Below are 12,973 nucleotides of genomic sequence, written 5' to 3'. Positions count from 1 at the left end.
GCCTCAGCCGAGGTGGCGCTCGATCTCGGCCAGCTCCTCGGCGCCGAGGTCCAGGTCGTCCAGGGCGGCGACGTTCGCCTCCAGCTGCGGCACGCTGCTCGCCCCGATGATCACGCTGGTCATCCGCGGGTCGCGCAGCGCCCAGGCGAGCGCGAGCTGGGCCAGCGACTGGCCGCGCCGCTCGGCGATCGCGCCGAGCGCCCGGATGGTGGCCATCTTCTCCTCGCCGAGGTCGCTCTCGCTGAGGAAGACGCTGGTGCGCACCCGGGAGTCCGCCGGGATGCCGCCCAGGTAGCGGTCGGTGAGCAGGCCCTGGGCGAGCGGGCTGTACGCGATGCAGCCCGCGCCGACGCGCTCCAGCGTGTCCAGCAGGCCGTCGTCCTCCGTCCAGCGGTTGAGCATCGAGTACGACGGCTGGTTGATCAGCAGCGGCGTGCCCAGGTCGCGCAGGATCGCGGCGGCCCGCTCGGTCTGCGCGGAGTCGTAGTTGGAGACGCCGACGTAGAGCGCCTTGCCGGCCCGGACGACGGCGTCGAGGGCGCCCATCGTCTCCTCCAGCGGGGTGTCCGGGTCGAAGCGGTGCGAGTAGAAGATGTCGACGTGGTCCAGCCCGAGGCGGCGCAGCGACTGGTCCAGCGAGGAGACCAGGTACTTGCGGGAGCCCCACTCGCCGTACGGGCCGGGCCACATCAGATAGCCGGCCTTCGTGGAGACGACGAGTTCGTCCCGGTACGGCCGCAGGTCGGTGGCGAGCATCCGGCCGAAGTTCTCCTCGGCGCTGCCCGGTGGCGGTCCGTAGTTGTTGGCCAGGTCGAAGTGGGTCACGCCCAGGTCGAAGGCGCGGCGGACGACGTCGCGCTGCCGCTCGTACGGCCGGTCCGGGCCGAAGTTGTGCCACAGCCCGAGCGAGATGGCGGGCAGCCGCAGTCCGCTGCGCCCGCTGCGCCGGTAGGTCATCTGGTCGTAGCGCTCATCCGCGGCGAGGTAGGTCACGGTCACCGACCCTATCCCCGCCGGTGGCGGGCGTGCGCGGCGAACGGGCCTGCGACAACGGACTCCGGGGTAGTTTCGGGACCATGCGTTTCGTCCCGCTCGACACCCCCAAGCCCCTGTCCAAGATCGGCCTCGGCACCTGGCAGTTCGGGTCCCGGGAGTGGGGCTACGGCCCCGAGTACGAGCGCCGGGCCGCCGACATCGTCCGGCGCGCCGTCGACCTCGGCATCACCGTCTTCGACACCGCCGAGCTGTACGGCTTCGGCCGCAGCGAGCGGATCCTCGGCGAGGCGCTCGGCGACGACCGGCCGAAGGTCGTGATCGCCACCAAGATCCTGCCGATCCTGCCGGTCGCCCCGGTGGTGCAGCAGCGGGCGGTCGCCTCGGCCGCGCGGCTCGGCGTCACCCACCTCGACCTCTACCAGGTGCACCAGGCCAACCCGCTGGTCGCCGACCACACCACCATGCGCGGCATGCGCGCTTTGCAGGACGTCGGGCTGGTCGGCGAGGTCGGCGTCAGCAACTACGGCCTGCGCCGCTGGCAGGTCGCCGAGGCGGCGCTCGGCCGGCGCGTGCTCAGCAACCAGGTCCGCTACAGCATGGTCGACCGCGGGCCCGAGCACGACCTGCTGCCGTACGCGAAGCAGGCCGGCCGCGTCGTCATCGCGTACAGCCCGCTGGCCCAGGGCTTCCTCTCCGGCCGGTACGACGCGAAGAACCCGCCGAGCGGGGCGGTGCGCCGGGCCAACCCGTACTTCCTGCCGGAGAACCTGGAGCGCGGCGCGACGCTGATCGAGACCCTGCGGCAGGTGGCCGACGCGCACGACGCCACGCCCAGCCAGATCGCCCTCGCCTACCTGCTGCGCCACCCGAACGTGCTGGCCATCCCCGGCGCCTCCGGCGTGGAACAGGTCGAACGCAACGCGGCTGCCGCCGACATCGACCTGGCCGACGACGAACACGCCGCGTTGGCCCGCGCGGCGAAGGAGTTCCGCCCGATCACCGGCCTGGCGGCGGCGCCCCGCCTGCTGCGGGCCCGAGCCGGAAGGTGAGCCGATGGACGACATCACCGCGCTGATCCTCGACGACCACGCGGCCTTCCGCCGGGGCTTCGCCCGCCTCGACGACGCCCGCGACGAGCACGAGCTGCTGGCGATCTGGGACGCGCTCGCCCTGCACCTGGACGTGCACGCCGAGGCGGAGGAGGCGATCCTCTACCCGCACCTGGTGCGCCACGGCGACGACGGCGAGGCCGAGACCGTCGACGCGATCGGCGACCACAACAAGATCCGCGACGCCGTCGCCGAGTCCAAGCTGCACCCGGTGGGCTCCGACGAGTGGTGGGCGGCGGTGGGTACCGCCCGCCGGGAGAACAGCGAGCACCTCGCCGAGGAGGAGGACGAGGCGCTGCCCGACTTCCGCCGGCACGCGAGCGTCGAGCTGCGGGCCGAGCTGGGCCGCCGCTGGCTGACCTTCCACGGCGAGCACAAGAACGGCCGCGACCTGGCCTTCGCCGACAAGGACCCGCAGCGCTACGTCGACGAACACCGCCGCTGACCGGAACGTCGATCTCCCCGACGCGGGGGAGTCGCCCCGGGGCACGACCGGGACAGAATGGGCCGGTGAAGCCCCGCACGGTCCTCGCCCCGCTGACGGCCGGCAGCACCTGGCGGCGCGGCGTGTTCCTGCTGCTCGGCGGGGTGCTCGCGCTGCCGTACGCGCTGCTGGCGGTGGCCTTCGCCCAGCTGCTGACCCGGTCGGACATCCCCCGGCCGCTCGTGCTGGCGCTGCTCGGCGTCGCGGCGGTCATCGCGGCGGTCCCGGTCTTCCTCGACGGCCCCCGGGCACTGGAGATCGCCGCAGCGCGGACCCTGCTCGGCGTCGACCTGCCGGACCCGGCCCCCGGGCACGTCGCCGACCGCGAGACCCGGCTGCGCTCGGCGCTCTGGATCGGGCTGCACCTGTTCAGCGGCGGGCTGGTGGTGGCCGCCCTGTTCAGCGCCGTGCCGATGGCGCTCGCCTTCATCGGGCAGCAGTTCGGGCTCGACACCGGGATGACCGGCGGCGACCGGTTCGGGCCGCTCGACGGGCGGGACACCGGCTGGCTGACCCTCGCCGGCGTCGTCGTGCTGGTGGCGCTCGGCTACGCCGTGGCCGGGCTGGGCGCGCTGGCGGTGTCGATGGCCCCGGTGCTGCTCGGCCCGGCCCAGGCGGAACGGATCGCGGCCCTGGAGGCGCGCACGGCCCGGCTCGCCGAACGCAACCGGCTGGCCCGGGAACTGCACGACTCGGTGGGCCACGCCCTCACCGTCGCCACCCTCCAGGCAGGGGCCGCCCGCGAGCTGCTCGACCGGGACCCGGAGTTCGTCCGGCGCGCGCTGGGCGCGATCGAGGAGGCCGGGCGGACCGCCATGGACGACCTGGACCACGTGCTGGGGCTGCTCCGCGAGCCCGACGGCCGGCGGGCCGCGCCGGCGCCGCAGCGTACGCTCGCCGACCTGGACCGGCTGGTGGCCGACACCCGCGCGGCCGGCCTGCCGGTCGAGGCCCGGCGTACCGGCGACCCGGCCGACCTGCCGGCGGCGGTCTCCCGGGAGGGCTACCGGATCGTCCAGGAGGGGCTGACCAACGCGGCCCGGCACGGTCGGGGACCGGTCACGCTGCGCCTCGACGTGCACGCCGACGCGCTGGAGCTGGAACTGGACAACGCGGTGGGCCGGCGCCGCCGCGGCGACCCGGGGCGGGGCGGCCGGGGCCTGGACGGGATGCGGGAGCGGGTGCTGCTGCTCGGCGGCCGGCTGACCGTCGGGCCGGACGGCGACCGCTGGCGCATCCGGGTGCGACTGCCGTTCGAGGGGACCCCGTGACGACCGGAACCGCGACGACCACCGGCGTGCTGATCGTCGACGACGACGAGCTGATCCGGGTCGGGCTGCGGGCCATCCTCGACGCCCAGCCCGACCTGCGGGTGCTCGGCGAGGCCGCCGACGGCGCGGAGGTGCCGCCGCTGGTCGCCCGGCTGCGCCCCCGGGTGGTGCTGATGGACGTGCGGATGCCCGGCATCGACGGCATCCAGGCCACCCGGCGGCTGCTCGCCACCTCCGCCGACCCGCCCCGGGTGCTGGTGGTCACCACCTTCGCCAACGACGAGTACGTCTACGACGCGCTCCGCGCCGGAGCGAGCGGGTTCCTGCTCAAGCGGGCCCGGCCCGCCGAGGTGGTGGAGGCGGTCCGGGTGGTCGCGCGGGGCGAGTCGCTGCTCTTCCCCGCCGCCATCCGCCGCCTCGCCGGGGCGTACGGGGGGCGGGGCGCCGACCGGCTGACGGCCGCCCGGCTCACCGACCGGGAGGCCGAGGTGCTGCGGCTGATGACCACCGGGCTGTCCAACCCGGAGATCGCCGCGCACCTGGTGGTCGGGGTGGAGACCGTGAAGACCCACGTCGGCAACGTGCTGGCCAAGCTCGGCGTCCGCGACCGCACCCAGGCGGTGATCGCGGCGTACGAGTCGGGGTTCGTCACCCCGTCGGGCTGAGCGTTCCCTCCCGAGGGGGAGCCGGTTCACCGCCGCACGGGAGGGCGGGAGAGGCCCGCCGGCCGAGGCTGGGAAGCATGACGACGACCGACGTTCCCACCCATCGCCCGGCCCCGGGCCGGCTGGACCGGCTCGCCCCGCTGGCCGCCGGCTGGCTCGGCCTCTGGGGGCTGCTCGCCCTGGTCTCCGCCGTCACCGGTGCCGGCTACCCGTTCGGGGCGAACGATCCGGTCGACGGCGAGGCCAACCTGCTCCGGCTGGTCCCCACCGACGTCGGCGCACCGCTGTTCGCCGTGCTGCTGCTCGGCGCCGCGGTGGCCGCGCTCGCCATGACCGGCCCGGCCCGCCGCCGGGCCCGACCGCTGAACACCCTGCTGTCGGCGTACGCCTGGACTGTCGCGTTCCTGCTCGCCGTCGTCGTGCCGGACGTGAAGGTGCTGGTCATCCTCGGCTACCTCCCGATCCTGATCGTCGGCGCGCCGTTCGGCTGGCCGCCGGTGGACTACGCCGACGTGTTCACCTGGGCGCTGTTCGCGCGGTGCGCGGCCATGGTCGGCGGGGTGCTGCTGGCCGGGGCGGTGCTGCGCTGGCAGCGGCGTACCGCGGGCGCCTGCCCGACGTGCAGGCGCGACGGCGCCGACCACGGGTGGACCACGCCCGCCTCGGCGGCCCGCTGGGGGCGCGTGGCGGCCTGGACCGCGGCCACCGTTCCCGCCCTGTACGCCCTCACCCGGCTGGCCTGGGCGGTCGGCGTCCCGCTCGGCATCGAACGGTCGTTCCTCGACGAGATGCGCGAGTCCGGGCTGGTCTGGGCGGGCGCCGGGCTGGGCGGCTTCGCCCTGGTGGGCGCGGTCCTCACCCTCGGGCTGGTGCAGCGGTGGGGGGAACGGTTCCCGCGCTGGATGATCGGCCTGGCCGGGCGCCCGGTGCCGGTCCGGCTGGCCGTCGTCCCGGCGACGCTGGTGGCGGTGGCGGTCACCGCGGCGAGCCTCGGCCTGCTCGCCACCCCCGCCTTCTGGGACTTCTCCGCCGGGCTCAGCCTGGCCACCGCGCCGATGCTGCTCTGGCCGGTCTGGGGCGTCGCGCTCGGCGCCGCCACGTACGCGTACCACCTGCGCCGCCGGGGCACCTGCCGGAGCTGCGGACAGGGCTGAGGCGTACCCCCGGCGGGGGTGCCCGGTCGACGGACCGGGCGCCCCCGCTCCCGTGAGCTAGCGTTGGTCGGGTGACTGCGCCTTCCCCGGTTACCCCGGCACCTCCGGCCGACCTGCCCGGCACGCTCGGCGAGCTGCGGGCGGCCGGCCACGCGTACCGCACGGTCAAGCAGGAACTCCGCGACAACCTCCTGGCCCGGATGCGTTCCGGCGCCGACCGCTTCCCCGGCATCGTCGGCTACGACGACACGGTGCTGCCCGAGGTCGAGCGCGCCCTGCTCGCCGGGCACGACATGGTGCTGCTGGGCGAGCGGGGCCAGGGCAAGACCCGGCTCATCCGCTCGCTCGTCGGCCTGCTCGACGAGTGGACCCCGGTGATCGCCGGCTCGGTGCTCAACGAGCACCCGCTGCACCCGCTCACCCCCGGCTCGCGGGCGCTGGTCGCCGAGGCCGGCGACGACCTGCCGGTGGCGTGGCTGCACCGCTCGATGCGCTACGGCGAGAAGCTGGCCACCCCGGACACCAGCGTCGGCGACCTGATCGGCGACGTCGACCCGATCCGGATCGCCCAGGGGCGCACGCTCGGCGACCCGGAGACCATCCACTTCGGCCTCGTACCGCGTACCAACCGGGGTATCTTCGCCGTCAACGAGCTGCCCGACCTGGCCGAGCGGATCCAGGTCGCGTTGCTCAACGTGCTGGAGGAGCGGGACATCCAGGTCCGCGGCTACCAGCTGCGGCTGCCGCTGGACCTGTTCCTGGTGGCCAGCGCCAACCCGGAGGACTACACCAACCGGGGCCGGATCATCACCCCGCTGAAGGACCGCTTCGGCGCCGAGGTGCGTACCCACTACCCGGTCGACCTCGACCTGGAGCTGGCCCTGATCCGGCAGGAGGCCGACCTGGTCGCCGAGGTGCCGGAGCACGTGCTGGAGGTCCTGGCGCGGTTCGCCCGCGCGGTGCGCGAGTCGCCGTCGGTGGACCCGCGCTCCGGGGTCTCCGCCCGGTTCGCCATCGCCGCCGCCGAGACGGTCGCCGCCACCGCGCTGCGCCGCGCCGGCCTGCTGGCGGCCACGGAGCCGGCTGACGGGGTACGCCCGGAGGCGGCGGTCGCGCGGGTGGGGGACGCGGTGTCGGTGACCAGCACCCTGCGCGGCAAGGTCGAGTTCGAGAGCGGCGAGGAGGGGCGGGAGGTCGAGATCCTCGGCCACCTGCTGCGCACCGCGACCGCCGAGACGTTCCGGGCCCGGCTGGCGGGGCTGGACCTCTCCGGGTTCACCGCCCTCGTCGACGAGGGCGCCGTCATCGAGACCGGCGAGCTGGTCGGCTCCGCCGAGCTGCTGCGCCAGGTGGGCACCGTGCCCGGCCTGGCCAAGGCGCTGGACCGGCTCGGGTTGGGCGACGCGCCCACCCCGGAGCAGGTCGCGGCCGGCGTGGAGTTCGTCCTGGAAGGGCTGCACCTGACCCGCCGGCTCGGCAAGGACGTCACCGACTCCGGCCGGACCCGCTACGGCGGCCGGGCCTGAGCATGGCCGGCGACCGGTTCCGGTACGGGCAGTGGCGGGGCGGCCCCGACCCGCTCGCGCCCCCGTACGACGTGCGGGGGGCGGTGGACGCCGTCGGCGCCGAGGTGCTGGCCGGCGGCAGCCTCCGGGAGGCGCTGCGGGACCTGCTGCGGCAGGGGCCCCAGGGGCGCGGCGGCCTCGACGACCTCGCCGCCCGGGCCAGGCGGCTGCGCCGGGAGGCGTTGCGCCGGGGCGACCTGGACGGGGCGGTCACCCGGGCCCGCGCCCTGCTCGACCAGGCGCTCGCCGCCGAGCGGGACGAGCTGCGCGGGCGCGACGGCGACGACGCGCGGTTCGCCGAGGCGGTGCTGGACAACCTGCCCCGCTCGACGGCCCGCGCCGTGGAGGAGCTGACCGGGTACCGGTGGAGCAGCGACGAGGCCCGCCGGACGTACCAGCGGATCCTCGACGGGCTGCGCGACGACGTGCTCGGTCAGCGCTTCGCCGGGCTGCGCGACGCGGTGCGCGCCTCGGCGGACCCGGCCGCGCAGCAGCGGCTGGCCGAGATGATGCGCGACCTCAACGACCTGCTGGCCCGGCACGCCCGGTCGGAGGACACCACCGACGCCTTCGCCGAGTTCATGCGCCGGCACGGCGCGTTCTTCCCCGAGCAGCCGGCCGACGTCGACGAACTGGTCGACGTGCTGGCCCGGCGCTCGGCCGCCGGTGAGCGGCTGATGCGCTCGCTCTCCGACCGCCAGCGCGAGGAGCTGGCCGGCCTGATGCGGCAGTCGCTCGGCGACCGGCTCGCCGGGGAGCTGTCCGCGCTGGACGCCAACCTCCGGGCGCTCCGCCCCGACCTGCACCGGGGCCCGGGCGAGCGGGTGCGGGGCGAGCGGCCCCTCGGCTACGGCGAGGCCGCCGGCGCGCTCGGCGAGATCGCCGAGTTGGACGAGCTGCTGGACCAGCTCGACCAGGAGCATGCGGGCGCCACCCTGGACGACGTCGACGTCGACGCGGTGGCCCGGACGCTGGGCCGCGACGCCGCCGACGACGTACGCCGGCTGCGGGAGCTGGAGCGGGAGCTGCGCCGGCAGGGTTGGGTGAGCCGGGACGCCGACGGGCTGACCCTGAGCCCGAAGGCGCTGCGCCGGCTCGGCGGCACGGCGCTGCGGCGGGTCTTCGCGGACCTGACGGCCGGGCCGCGCGGCCAGCACGACCTGCGCTCGGCGGGCGCCGCCGGCGAGGTCAGCGGCGGATCGAGGCCGTGGGAGTACGGCGACGAGCAGCCCCTGGACGTGGTGCGGACGCTGACCCGGGCGGTCCGCCGCGCCGGCTCCGGTGTGCCGGTCCAGCTGGCCGTCGAGGACTTCGAGGTGGTGGAGACCGAGCGGCGGGCCTCGGCGGCGGTGGTGCTCTGCGTCGACCTCTCCTACTCGATGATCTCCCAGGGCCGGTGGGGCCCGATGAAGCAGACGGCGCTGGCGCTGGCGCACCTGATGGCCACCCGGTTCCCCCAGGACGCGTTGCAGATCGTCGGCTTCGGTCTGGAGGCGCTGCCGCTGACCCAGCAGGAACTGGCCGCCGTCGAACCGGACCTGCGGCAGGGCACGAACCTCCAGCACGCGCTGCGGCTGGCCGCCCGGCACCTGCGGCGGCACCCGGACGCCGAGCCGGTGGTGCTGGTGGTCACCGACGGGGAGCCGACCGCCCACCTGGACCCGGACGACGGCGAGGCGCTGTTCCACTGGCCGCCGCTGCCGGAGACGATCGCGGCGACCGTGGGCGAGGTGGACCGGCTCACCCGCTACGGCGCCACGCTCAACCTGTTCATGCTCGGCGATGATCCCGGCCTGCGCCGCTTCGTCGACGCCGTGGCCCGCCGCTCGAAGGGCCGCATGTTCACTCCCGACCTGGAGGATCTCGGCGAGTACGTGGTCTCCGACTACCTCCGCACCCGGCAACCCCGCCGTCGCTGACCTGGCGGATTCGACGGGCCCCTTCCGGGTGAACCGTCCGCGGGAACTCCGGGCCGGACAGCGTGGGCCGGGATTGACTGGGGACATGGACAGCGGGGCGTTGCGGGGGGCGTACGCGGAGGTGCTCGCGGAGGTCGAGGCGGGTGGGTTCGCGGCGCCGCCGGCCGGGCAGTTGAGCGCCGAGCAGATCGTCGCGCACCTCGCCGCCAACGACGAGCTGATGACCGAGGCGACCGAGGCGGTCATCGCGGGCTCGCCGTTCGCGTACTACGACCTGGAGACCATCCACCGCCCGCAGGTGGACGCGCTGGTCGTCGAGTGCGGCGGGCTGGCCGGGCTGGCCACCCTGCTGCGGGCCACCAGCCAGAAGCTCTGCGCGCTGACCGAGCGGCTCGGCGCGGCGGCGCAGACCCCGGTCGAGACCCACCTGCGGGAGGGCTTCGACCTCGTCGTAGACGAGTCGCTGCCCTGGGGCCGCACCCTCGACCTGCACGCCCGCGTCCACCTGCCGAAGCACCTGGCCCAACTGCGCATGCTGCGCGCCGGCTGAGCCGCCGCTGGAAGCAGGTCGGGAACTGCGCCGACCCGGGCGAGCGGAGTGGGCCGGCGGCCCCCGTCAGTCGACGACCCGGACGTCCTTCCAGAAGGCGACCCGGTCGCGGACCATCTCCGCCTCCGGCTTCGGCTCGGGGTAGTACCAGACCGCGTCGGCGCTGGTCCGGTCGTCGTGTTCCAGCGTGTAGTAGGACGCGGTGCCCTTCCACGGGCAGACGGTGTGCGTGTCGGACTCGCGGAGCAGGTCGTCGCGCAGGGCGGCGCGCGGGAAGTAGTGGTTTCCCTCGACCAGCACGGTGTCGTCGCTCTCGGCCACGACCAGGTCGTTCCAGACGGCTCTCGGCATGGTTCCCACGCTATGTCGCCGGCCCGGCGGCGGCCAGTGCTCCGACCACGTCGCGGACGCACCAGTGGACGTCCCCCGTCACGAGGGCCACAGCGCGTACAGTGATCGCATGTGTGCGGTCCGTGTGGATCATCATCCGGTCGACCACGACGGTGCGGTGGCCCAGTTGCGACGGTCCTACGCGGCGGTGCCCGCGGGCGCGCCGGTGCGGCTGGCCAAGCGCACCTCCAACCTGTTCCGTCCCCGGTCCGCCCCCAGCGCGCCGGGCCTGGACGTCACCGGGCTCACGGGCGTGCTCGCCGTGGACCCGGTCGCCCGCACGGCCGACGTGCAGGGCATGTGCACCTACGAGGACCTGGTCGACGCGACCCTGCCGCACGGGCTGATGCCGCTGGTCGTGCCGCAGTTGCGCACCATCACCCTCGGCGGGGCGGTGACCGGTCTCGGCATCGAGTCGACCTCGTTCCGCAATGGCCTGCCGCACGAGTCGGTGGTCGAGATGGACGTGCTCACCGGGGCCGGCGAGATCGTGACCGCCCGCCCGGAGGGGGAGCACGCCGACCTCTTCGCGGCGTTTCCCAATTCGCTGGGCAGCCTCGGCTACGCCACCCGGCTGCGTATCGAACTCCAGCCGGTACGCCGCTTCGTGGCCCTGCGCAACGTCCGGTTCACCCGGATGGAGGCGCTCGCCGACGCGATCGCCGAGGTCGCCGCGACCCGGTCCTGGGCGGGGGAGGCGGTGGACGCGATGGACGGGGTGATGTTCAGTCCCGGCGAGGCGTACCTGGTGCTGGGCGCCTTCACCGACGACGCGCCGCCGGCCAGCGACTACACGGGACAGGACATCTACTACCGCTCGCTGCGCCGGCGCACGCACGACGCACTGACCACGTACGACTATCTCTGGCGCTGGGACACCGACTGGTTCTGGTGTTCGGCGGCGTTCGGGGTGCAGCACCCGGTGCTCCGGCGGGTCTGGCCGGCGCGGTGGCGGCGCAGCGACGTCTACCACCGGTTGGTCCGGTGGGAGCACCGGCACGGCGTGGCCGCCCGGATCGACCGCCTGCGGGGCCAGCCGGCGCGCGAGCGGGTGGTGCAGGACGTGGAGATCCCGCTGGAGCGGATGGCCGGGTTCCTGCGCTGGTTTGCCGGCACCGTCGGGATGACCCCGGTCTGGCTGTGCCCGTTGCGGCTGCGTGAGCCGTCCGGTCCCGGATCGGCCCGGGCCTGGCCGCTCTATCCGCTCCGGGCCGGGCAGAACTACGTGAACGTCGGCTTCTGGGGCAGCGTGCCGATCGCGTCGGGGGCCGCCGACGGCGACGTCAACCGGGCGATCGAGCGCATGGTGTCGGAGTCGGGCGGCCACAAGTCGCTCTACTCCGACGCGTACTACGACCGGGAATCCTTTGACCGGCTCTACGGCGGCGCGACGTGGCGCGCGGTGAAGGACCGTTACGACCCGGACCACCGGCTCACCGGACTGTACGAGAAGGCGGTAGCGAGAGCATGAGCCTGACCGATCGAGACCAGGGGGCGGCGAGCGCTCCCGCCAGCCCGCCGGCGGGGAGCCGGCGCCTGGGTCCGACCGTGGCGGACGTCGTCCGCGCGTTGACGACCGGCGCCCTGCCGGTGCGGGTCACCGGGTACGACGGCAGCGCGGTCGGCCCGGCCGATGCCGGCATCACCCTGTCGATCCGTTCCGAGCGGGGCCTGACGTACCTGCTCACCGCCCCGGGCGACCTGGGCATGGCCCGGGCGTACGTCGGCGGCGACCTGGCGTTGCAGGGGGTGCACCCGGGCGACCCGTACGAGGCGTTGCGGGTGCTCAAGGACGAGCTGCGGCTGCGTACGCCGTCGCTGGCCGAAGGGCTGGCCCTGGTGCGCGGGCTGGGCTGGGAGCGGCTGATGCCGCCGCCGCCCCCGCCGCAGGAGGCGCTGCCGCGCTGGAAGCGCGTGGTGAACGGGCTGCGGCACTCCCGCACCCGGGACAGCACCGCGATCTCCCACCACTACGACGTCTCGAACGCCTTCTACGAGAAGGTGCTCGGCCCGTCGATGACGTACACCTGCGCGCTCTTCCGCTCGCCCGACGACACGCTGGAGCAGGCGCAGGCGGCCAAGTACGACCTGGTGGCGCAGAAGCTGGCGCTGAAGGCCGGGATGCGGCTGCTCGACGTGGGCTGCGGGTGGGGCGGCATGGTCCGGCACGCGGCCCGCGAGTACGGCGTGAAGGCGCTCGGGGTGACCCTGTCCCGGGCGCAGGCCGAGTGGGCCCGGGCGGCGATCGAGCGGGAGGGGCTGACCGGCCTGGCCGAGGTGCGCCACCTCGACTACCGGGACGCGCCGCGCGAGCAGTTCGACGCGGTCTCCTCGATCGGCCTGACCGAGCATGTCGGGGTGCGCCACTACCCGGCCTACTTCGGGGCCCTGCGGGACCGGCTGCGGCCGGACGGGCGGCTGCTCAACCACTGCATCACGCGGGCCGACAACCGCGCGCCGCACCGGTCGGGCGCGTTCATCGACCGCTACGTCTTCCCCGACGGGGAGCTGGCCGGCCCGGGGCGCCTGGTCAGCGAGATCCACGACGTCGGGTTGGAGGTGCAGCACGAGGAGAACCTGCGGCTGCACTACGCGTTGACGCTGGCCGGCTGGTGCCGCAACCTCGCGGCGCACTGGGACTCCTGCGTCGCCGAGGTGGGGGCCGGCACGGCGCGGGTGTGGGGCCTCTACATGGCCGGGTCCCGGCTGGCGTTCGAGCGCAACGGCATCCAGCTGCACCAGGTGCTCGCCACCCGCCTCGGTCCGGAGGGGGCGAGCGGCTACCCGCTGCGCCCCGACTGGCTGCCCTGACCGGGTCCGACAGCCGCGCCGTCCACCGGCGCGGCTGTCGCCGAAGCTATTGACAAACA

The 12,973-nt window shown here is 74.8% G+C and carries 12 protein-coding genes; 10 read left to right on the top strand and 2 right to left on the bottom strand.

Features of this window, described 5'->3' with window-relative positions:
- Positions 1-3: 3 nt before the first annotated feature.
- Positions 4-999 carry an L-glyceraldehyde 3-phosphate reductase gene (mgrA, locus tag ACLQ20_RS01060; protein ID WP_327030560.1) on the bottom strand — a complete coding sequence of 332 codons (996 nt, stop codon included), beginning with the start codon at positions 997-999 and terminating at the stop codon, positions 4-6.
- A gap of 77 nt (positions 1,000-1,076) precedes the next feature.
- Between mgrA and ACLQ20_RS01055 the strand changes: the two genes are divergently transcribed.
- The 8 genes from ACLQ20_RS01055 (at position 1,077) to ACLQ20_RS01020 (ending at position 9,713) form a co-directional block, all read left to right on the top strand.
- Positions 1,077-2,045: an aldo/keto reductase gene (locus ACLQ20_RS01055; RefSeq protein ID WP_327030561.1), complete on the top strand. Its 969-nt coding sequence runs from the start codon at positions 1,077-1,079 to the stop codon at positions 2,043-2,045.
- A gap of 4 nt (positions 2,046-2,049) precedes the next feature.
- Positions 2,050-2,550 (top strand): hemerythrin domain-containing protein, encoded by a 501-nt coding sequence (locus ACLQ20_RS01050; RefSeq protein WP_358115652.1) that lies wholly within the window; start codon positions 2,050-2,052, stop codon positions 2,548-2,550.
- 65 nt (positions 2,551-2,615) lie between these two features.
- Positions 2,616-3,860 carry a sensor histidine kinase gene (locus ACLQ20_RS01045; RefSeq protein ID WP_327030563.1) on the top strand — a complete coding sequence of 415 codons (1,245 nt, stop codon included), beginning with the start codon at positions 2,616-2,618 and terminating at the stop codon, positions 3,858-3,860.
- Positions 3,857-4,525, top strand: coding sequence for a response regulator transcription factor (locus ACLQ20_RS01040; protein WP_327030564.1), 669 nt, complete (start codon positions 3,857-3,859; stop codon positions 4,523-4,525). The genes ACLQ20_RS01045 and ACLQ20_RS01040 overlap by 4 nt, the downstream gene beginning before the upstream one ends.
- A 77-nt stretch (positions 4,526-4,602) precedes the next feature.
- Positions 4,603-5,679 carry a hypothetical protein gene (locus tag ACLQ20_RS01035; protein WP_425853918.1) on the top strand — a complete coding sequence of 359 codons (1,077 nt, stop codon included), beginning with the start codon at positions 4,603-4,605 and terminating at the stop codon, positions 5,677-5,679.
- 71 nt (positions 5,680-5,750) lie between these two features.
- Positions 5,751-7,205 (top strand): magnesium chelatase, encoded by a 1,455-nt coding sequence (locus ACLQ20_RS01030; RefSeq protein ID WP_425853917.1) that lies wholly within the window; start codon positions 5,751-5,753, stop codon positions 7,203-7,205.
- Positions 7,206-7,207: 2 nt separating this feature from the next.
- Positions 7,208-9,163: a VWA domain-containing protein gene (locus ACLQ20_RS01025; protein WP_151455162.1), complete on the top strand. Its 1,956-nt coding sequence runs from the start codon at positions 7,208-7,210 to the stop codon at positions 9,161-9,163.
- A gap of 85 nt (positions 9,164-9,248) precedes the next feature.
- Positions 9,249-9,713, top strand: coding sequence for a hypothetical protein (locus ACLQ20_RS01020; protein WP_151455161.1), 465 nt, complete (start codon positions 9,249-9,251; stop codon positions 9,711-9,713).
- A 66-nt stretch (positions 9,714-9,779) separates the two neighbouring features.
- On the opposite strand, the gene ACLQ20_RS01015 is transcribed toward ACLQ20_RS01020, so the two are convergent.
- On the bottom strand, positions 9,780-10,064 hold the full coding sequence (locus ACLQ20_RS01015) for a DUF427 domain-containing protein (RefSeq protein WP_425853916.1): 285 nt from the start codon (positions 10,062-10,064) through the stop codon (positions 9,780-9,782).
- A gap of 109 nt (positions 10,065-10,173) precedes the next feature.
- Between ACLQ20_RS01015 and ACLQ20_RS01010 the strand changes: the two genes are divergently transcribed.
- Both ACLQ20_RS01010 and ACLQ20_RS01005 read left to right on the top strand, forming a co-directional pair.
- On the top strand, positions 10,174-11,574 hold the full coding sequence (locus ACLQ20_RS01010; RefSeq protein WP_425853915.1) for an FAD-binding oxidoreductase: 1,401 nt from the start codon (positions 10,174-10,176) through the stop codon (positions 11,572-11,574).
- Positions 11,571-12,914 carry a class I SAM-dependent methyltransferase gene (locus ACLQ20_RS01005; RefSeq protein ID WP_151455159.1) on the top strand — a complete coding sequence of 448 codons (1,344 nt, stop codon included), beginning with the start codon at positions 11,571-11,573 and terminating at the stop codon, positions 12,912-12,914. Before ACLQ20_RS01010 ends, ACLQ20_RS01005 begins: the two co-directional genes overlap by 4 nt.
- Positions 12,915-12,973: the final 59 nt, after the last annotated feature.

Source organism: Micromonospora sp. DT46 (assembly GCF_049841735.1).
GTDB classification, from domain to species: Bacteria; Actinomycetota; Actinomycetes; order Mycobacteriales; family Micromonosporaceae; genus Micromonospora; species Micromonospora reichwaldensis.
The sequence above is the reverse complement of the archived record's forward strand: the minus strand, read 5'-3'. Positions and strand labels throughout refer to the sequence as shown.

Excerpts from the sequence above, each read along its gene's own strand:
- ACLQ20_RS01055 (WP_327030561.1), top strand. The coding sequence starts at position 1,077 with ATGCGTTTCGTCCCGCTCGACACCCCCAAGCCCCTGTCCAAGATCGGC.
- ACLQ20_RS01050 (WP_358115652.1), top strand. The coding sequence starts at position 2,050 with ATGGACGACATCACCGCGCTGATCCTCGACGACCACGCGGCCTTCCGC.
- ACLQ20_RS01035 (WP_425853918.1), top strand. The coding sequence starts at position 4,603 with ATGACGACGACCGACGTTCCCACCCATCGCCCGGCCCCGGGCCGGCTG.
- ACLQ20_RS01025 (WP_151455162.1), top strand. The coding sequence starts at position 7,208 with ATGGCCGGCGACCGGTTCCGGTACGGGCAGTGGCGGGGCGGCCCCGAC.
- ACLQ20_RS01020 (WP_151455161.1), top strand. The coding sequence starts at position 9,249 with ATGGACAGCGGGGCGTTGCGGGGGGCGTACGCGGAGGTGCTCGCGGAG.
- ACLQ20_RS01015 (WP_425853916.1), bottom strand. The coding sequence starts at position 10,064 with ATGCCGAGAGCCGTCTGGAACGACCTGGTCGTGGCCGAGAGCGACGAC.
- ACLQ20_RS01010 (WP_425853915.1), top strand. The coding sequence starts at position 10,174 with ATGTGTGCGGTCCGTGTGGATCATCATCCGGTCGACCACGACGGTGCG.
- ACLQ20_RS01005 (WP_151455159.1), top strand. The coding sequence starts at position 11,571 with ATGAGCCTGACCGATCGAGACCAGGGGGCGGCGAGCGCTCCCGCCAGC.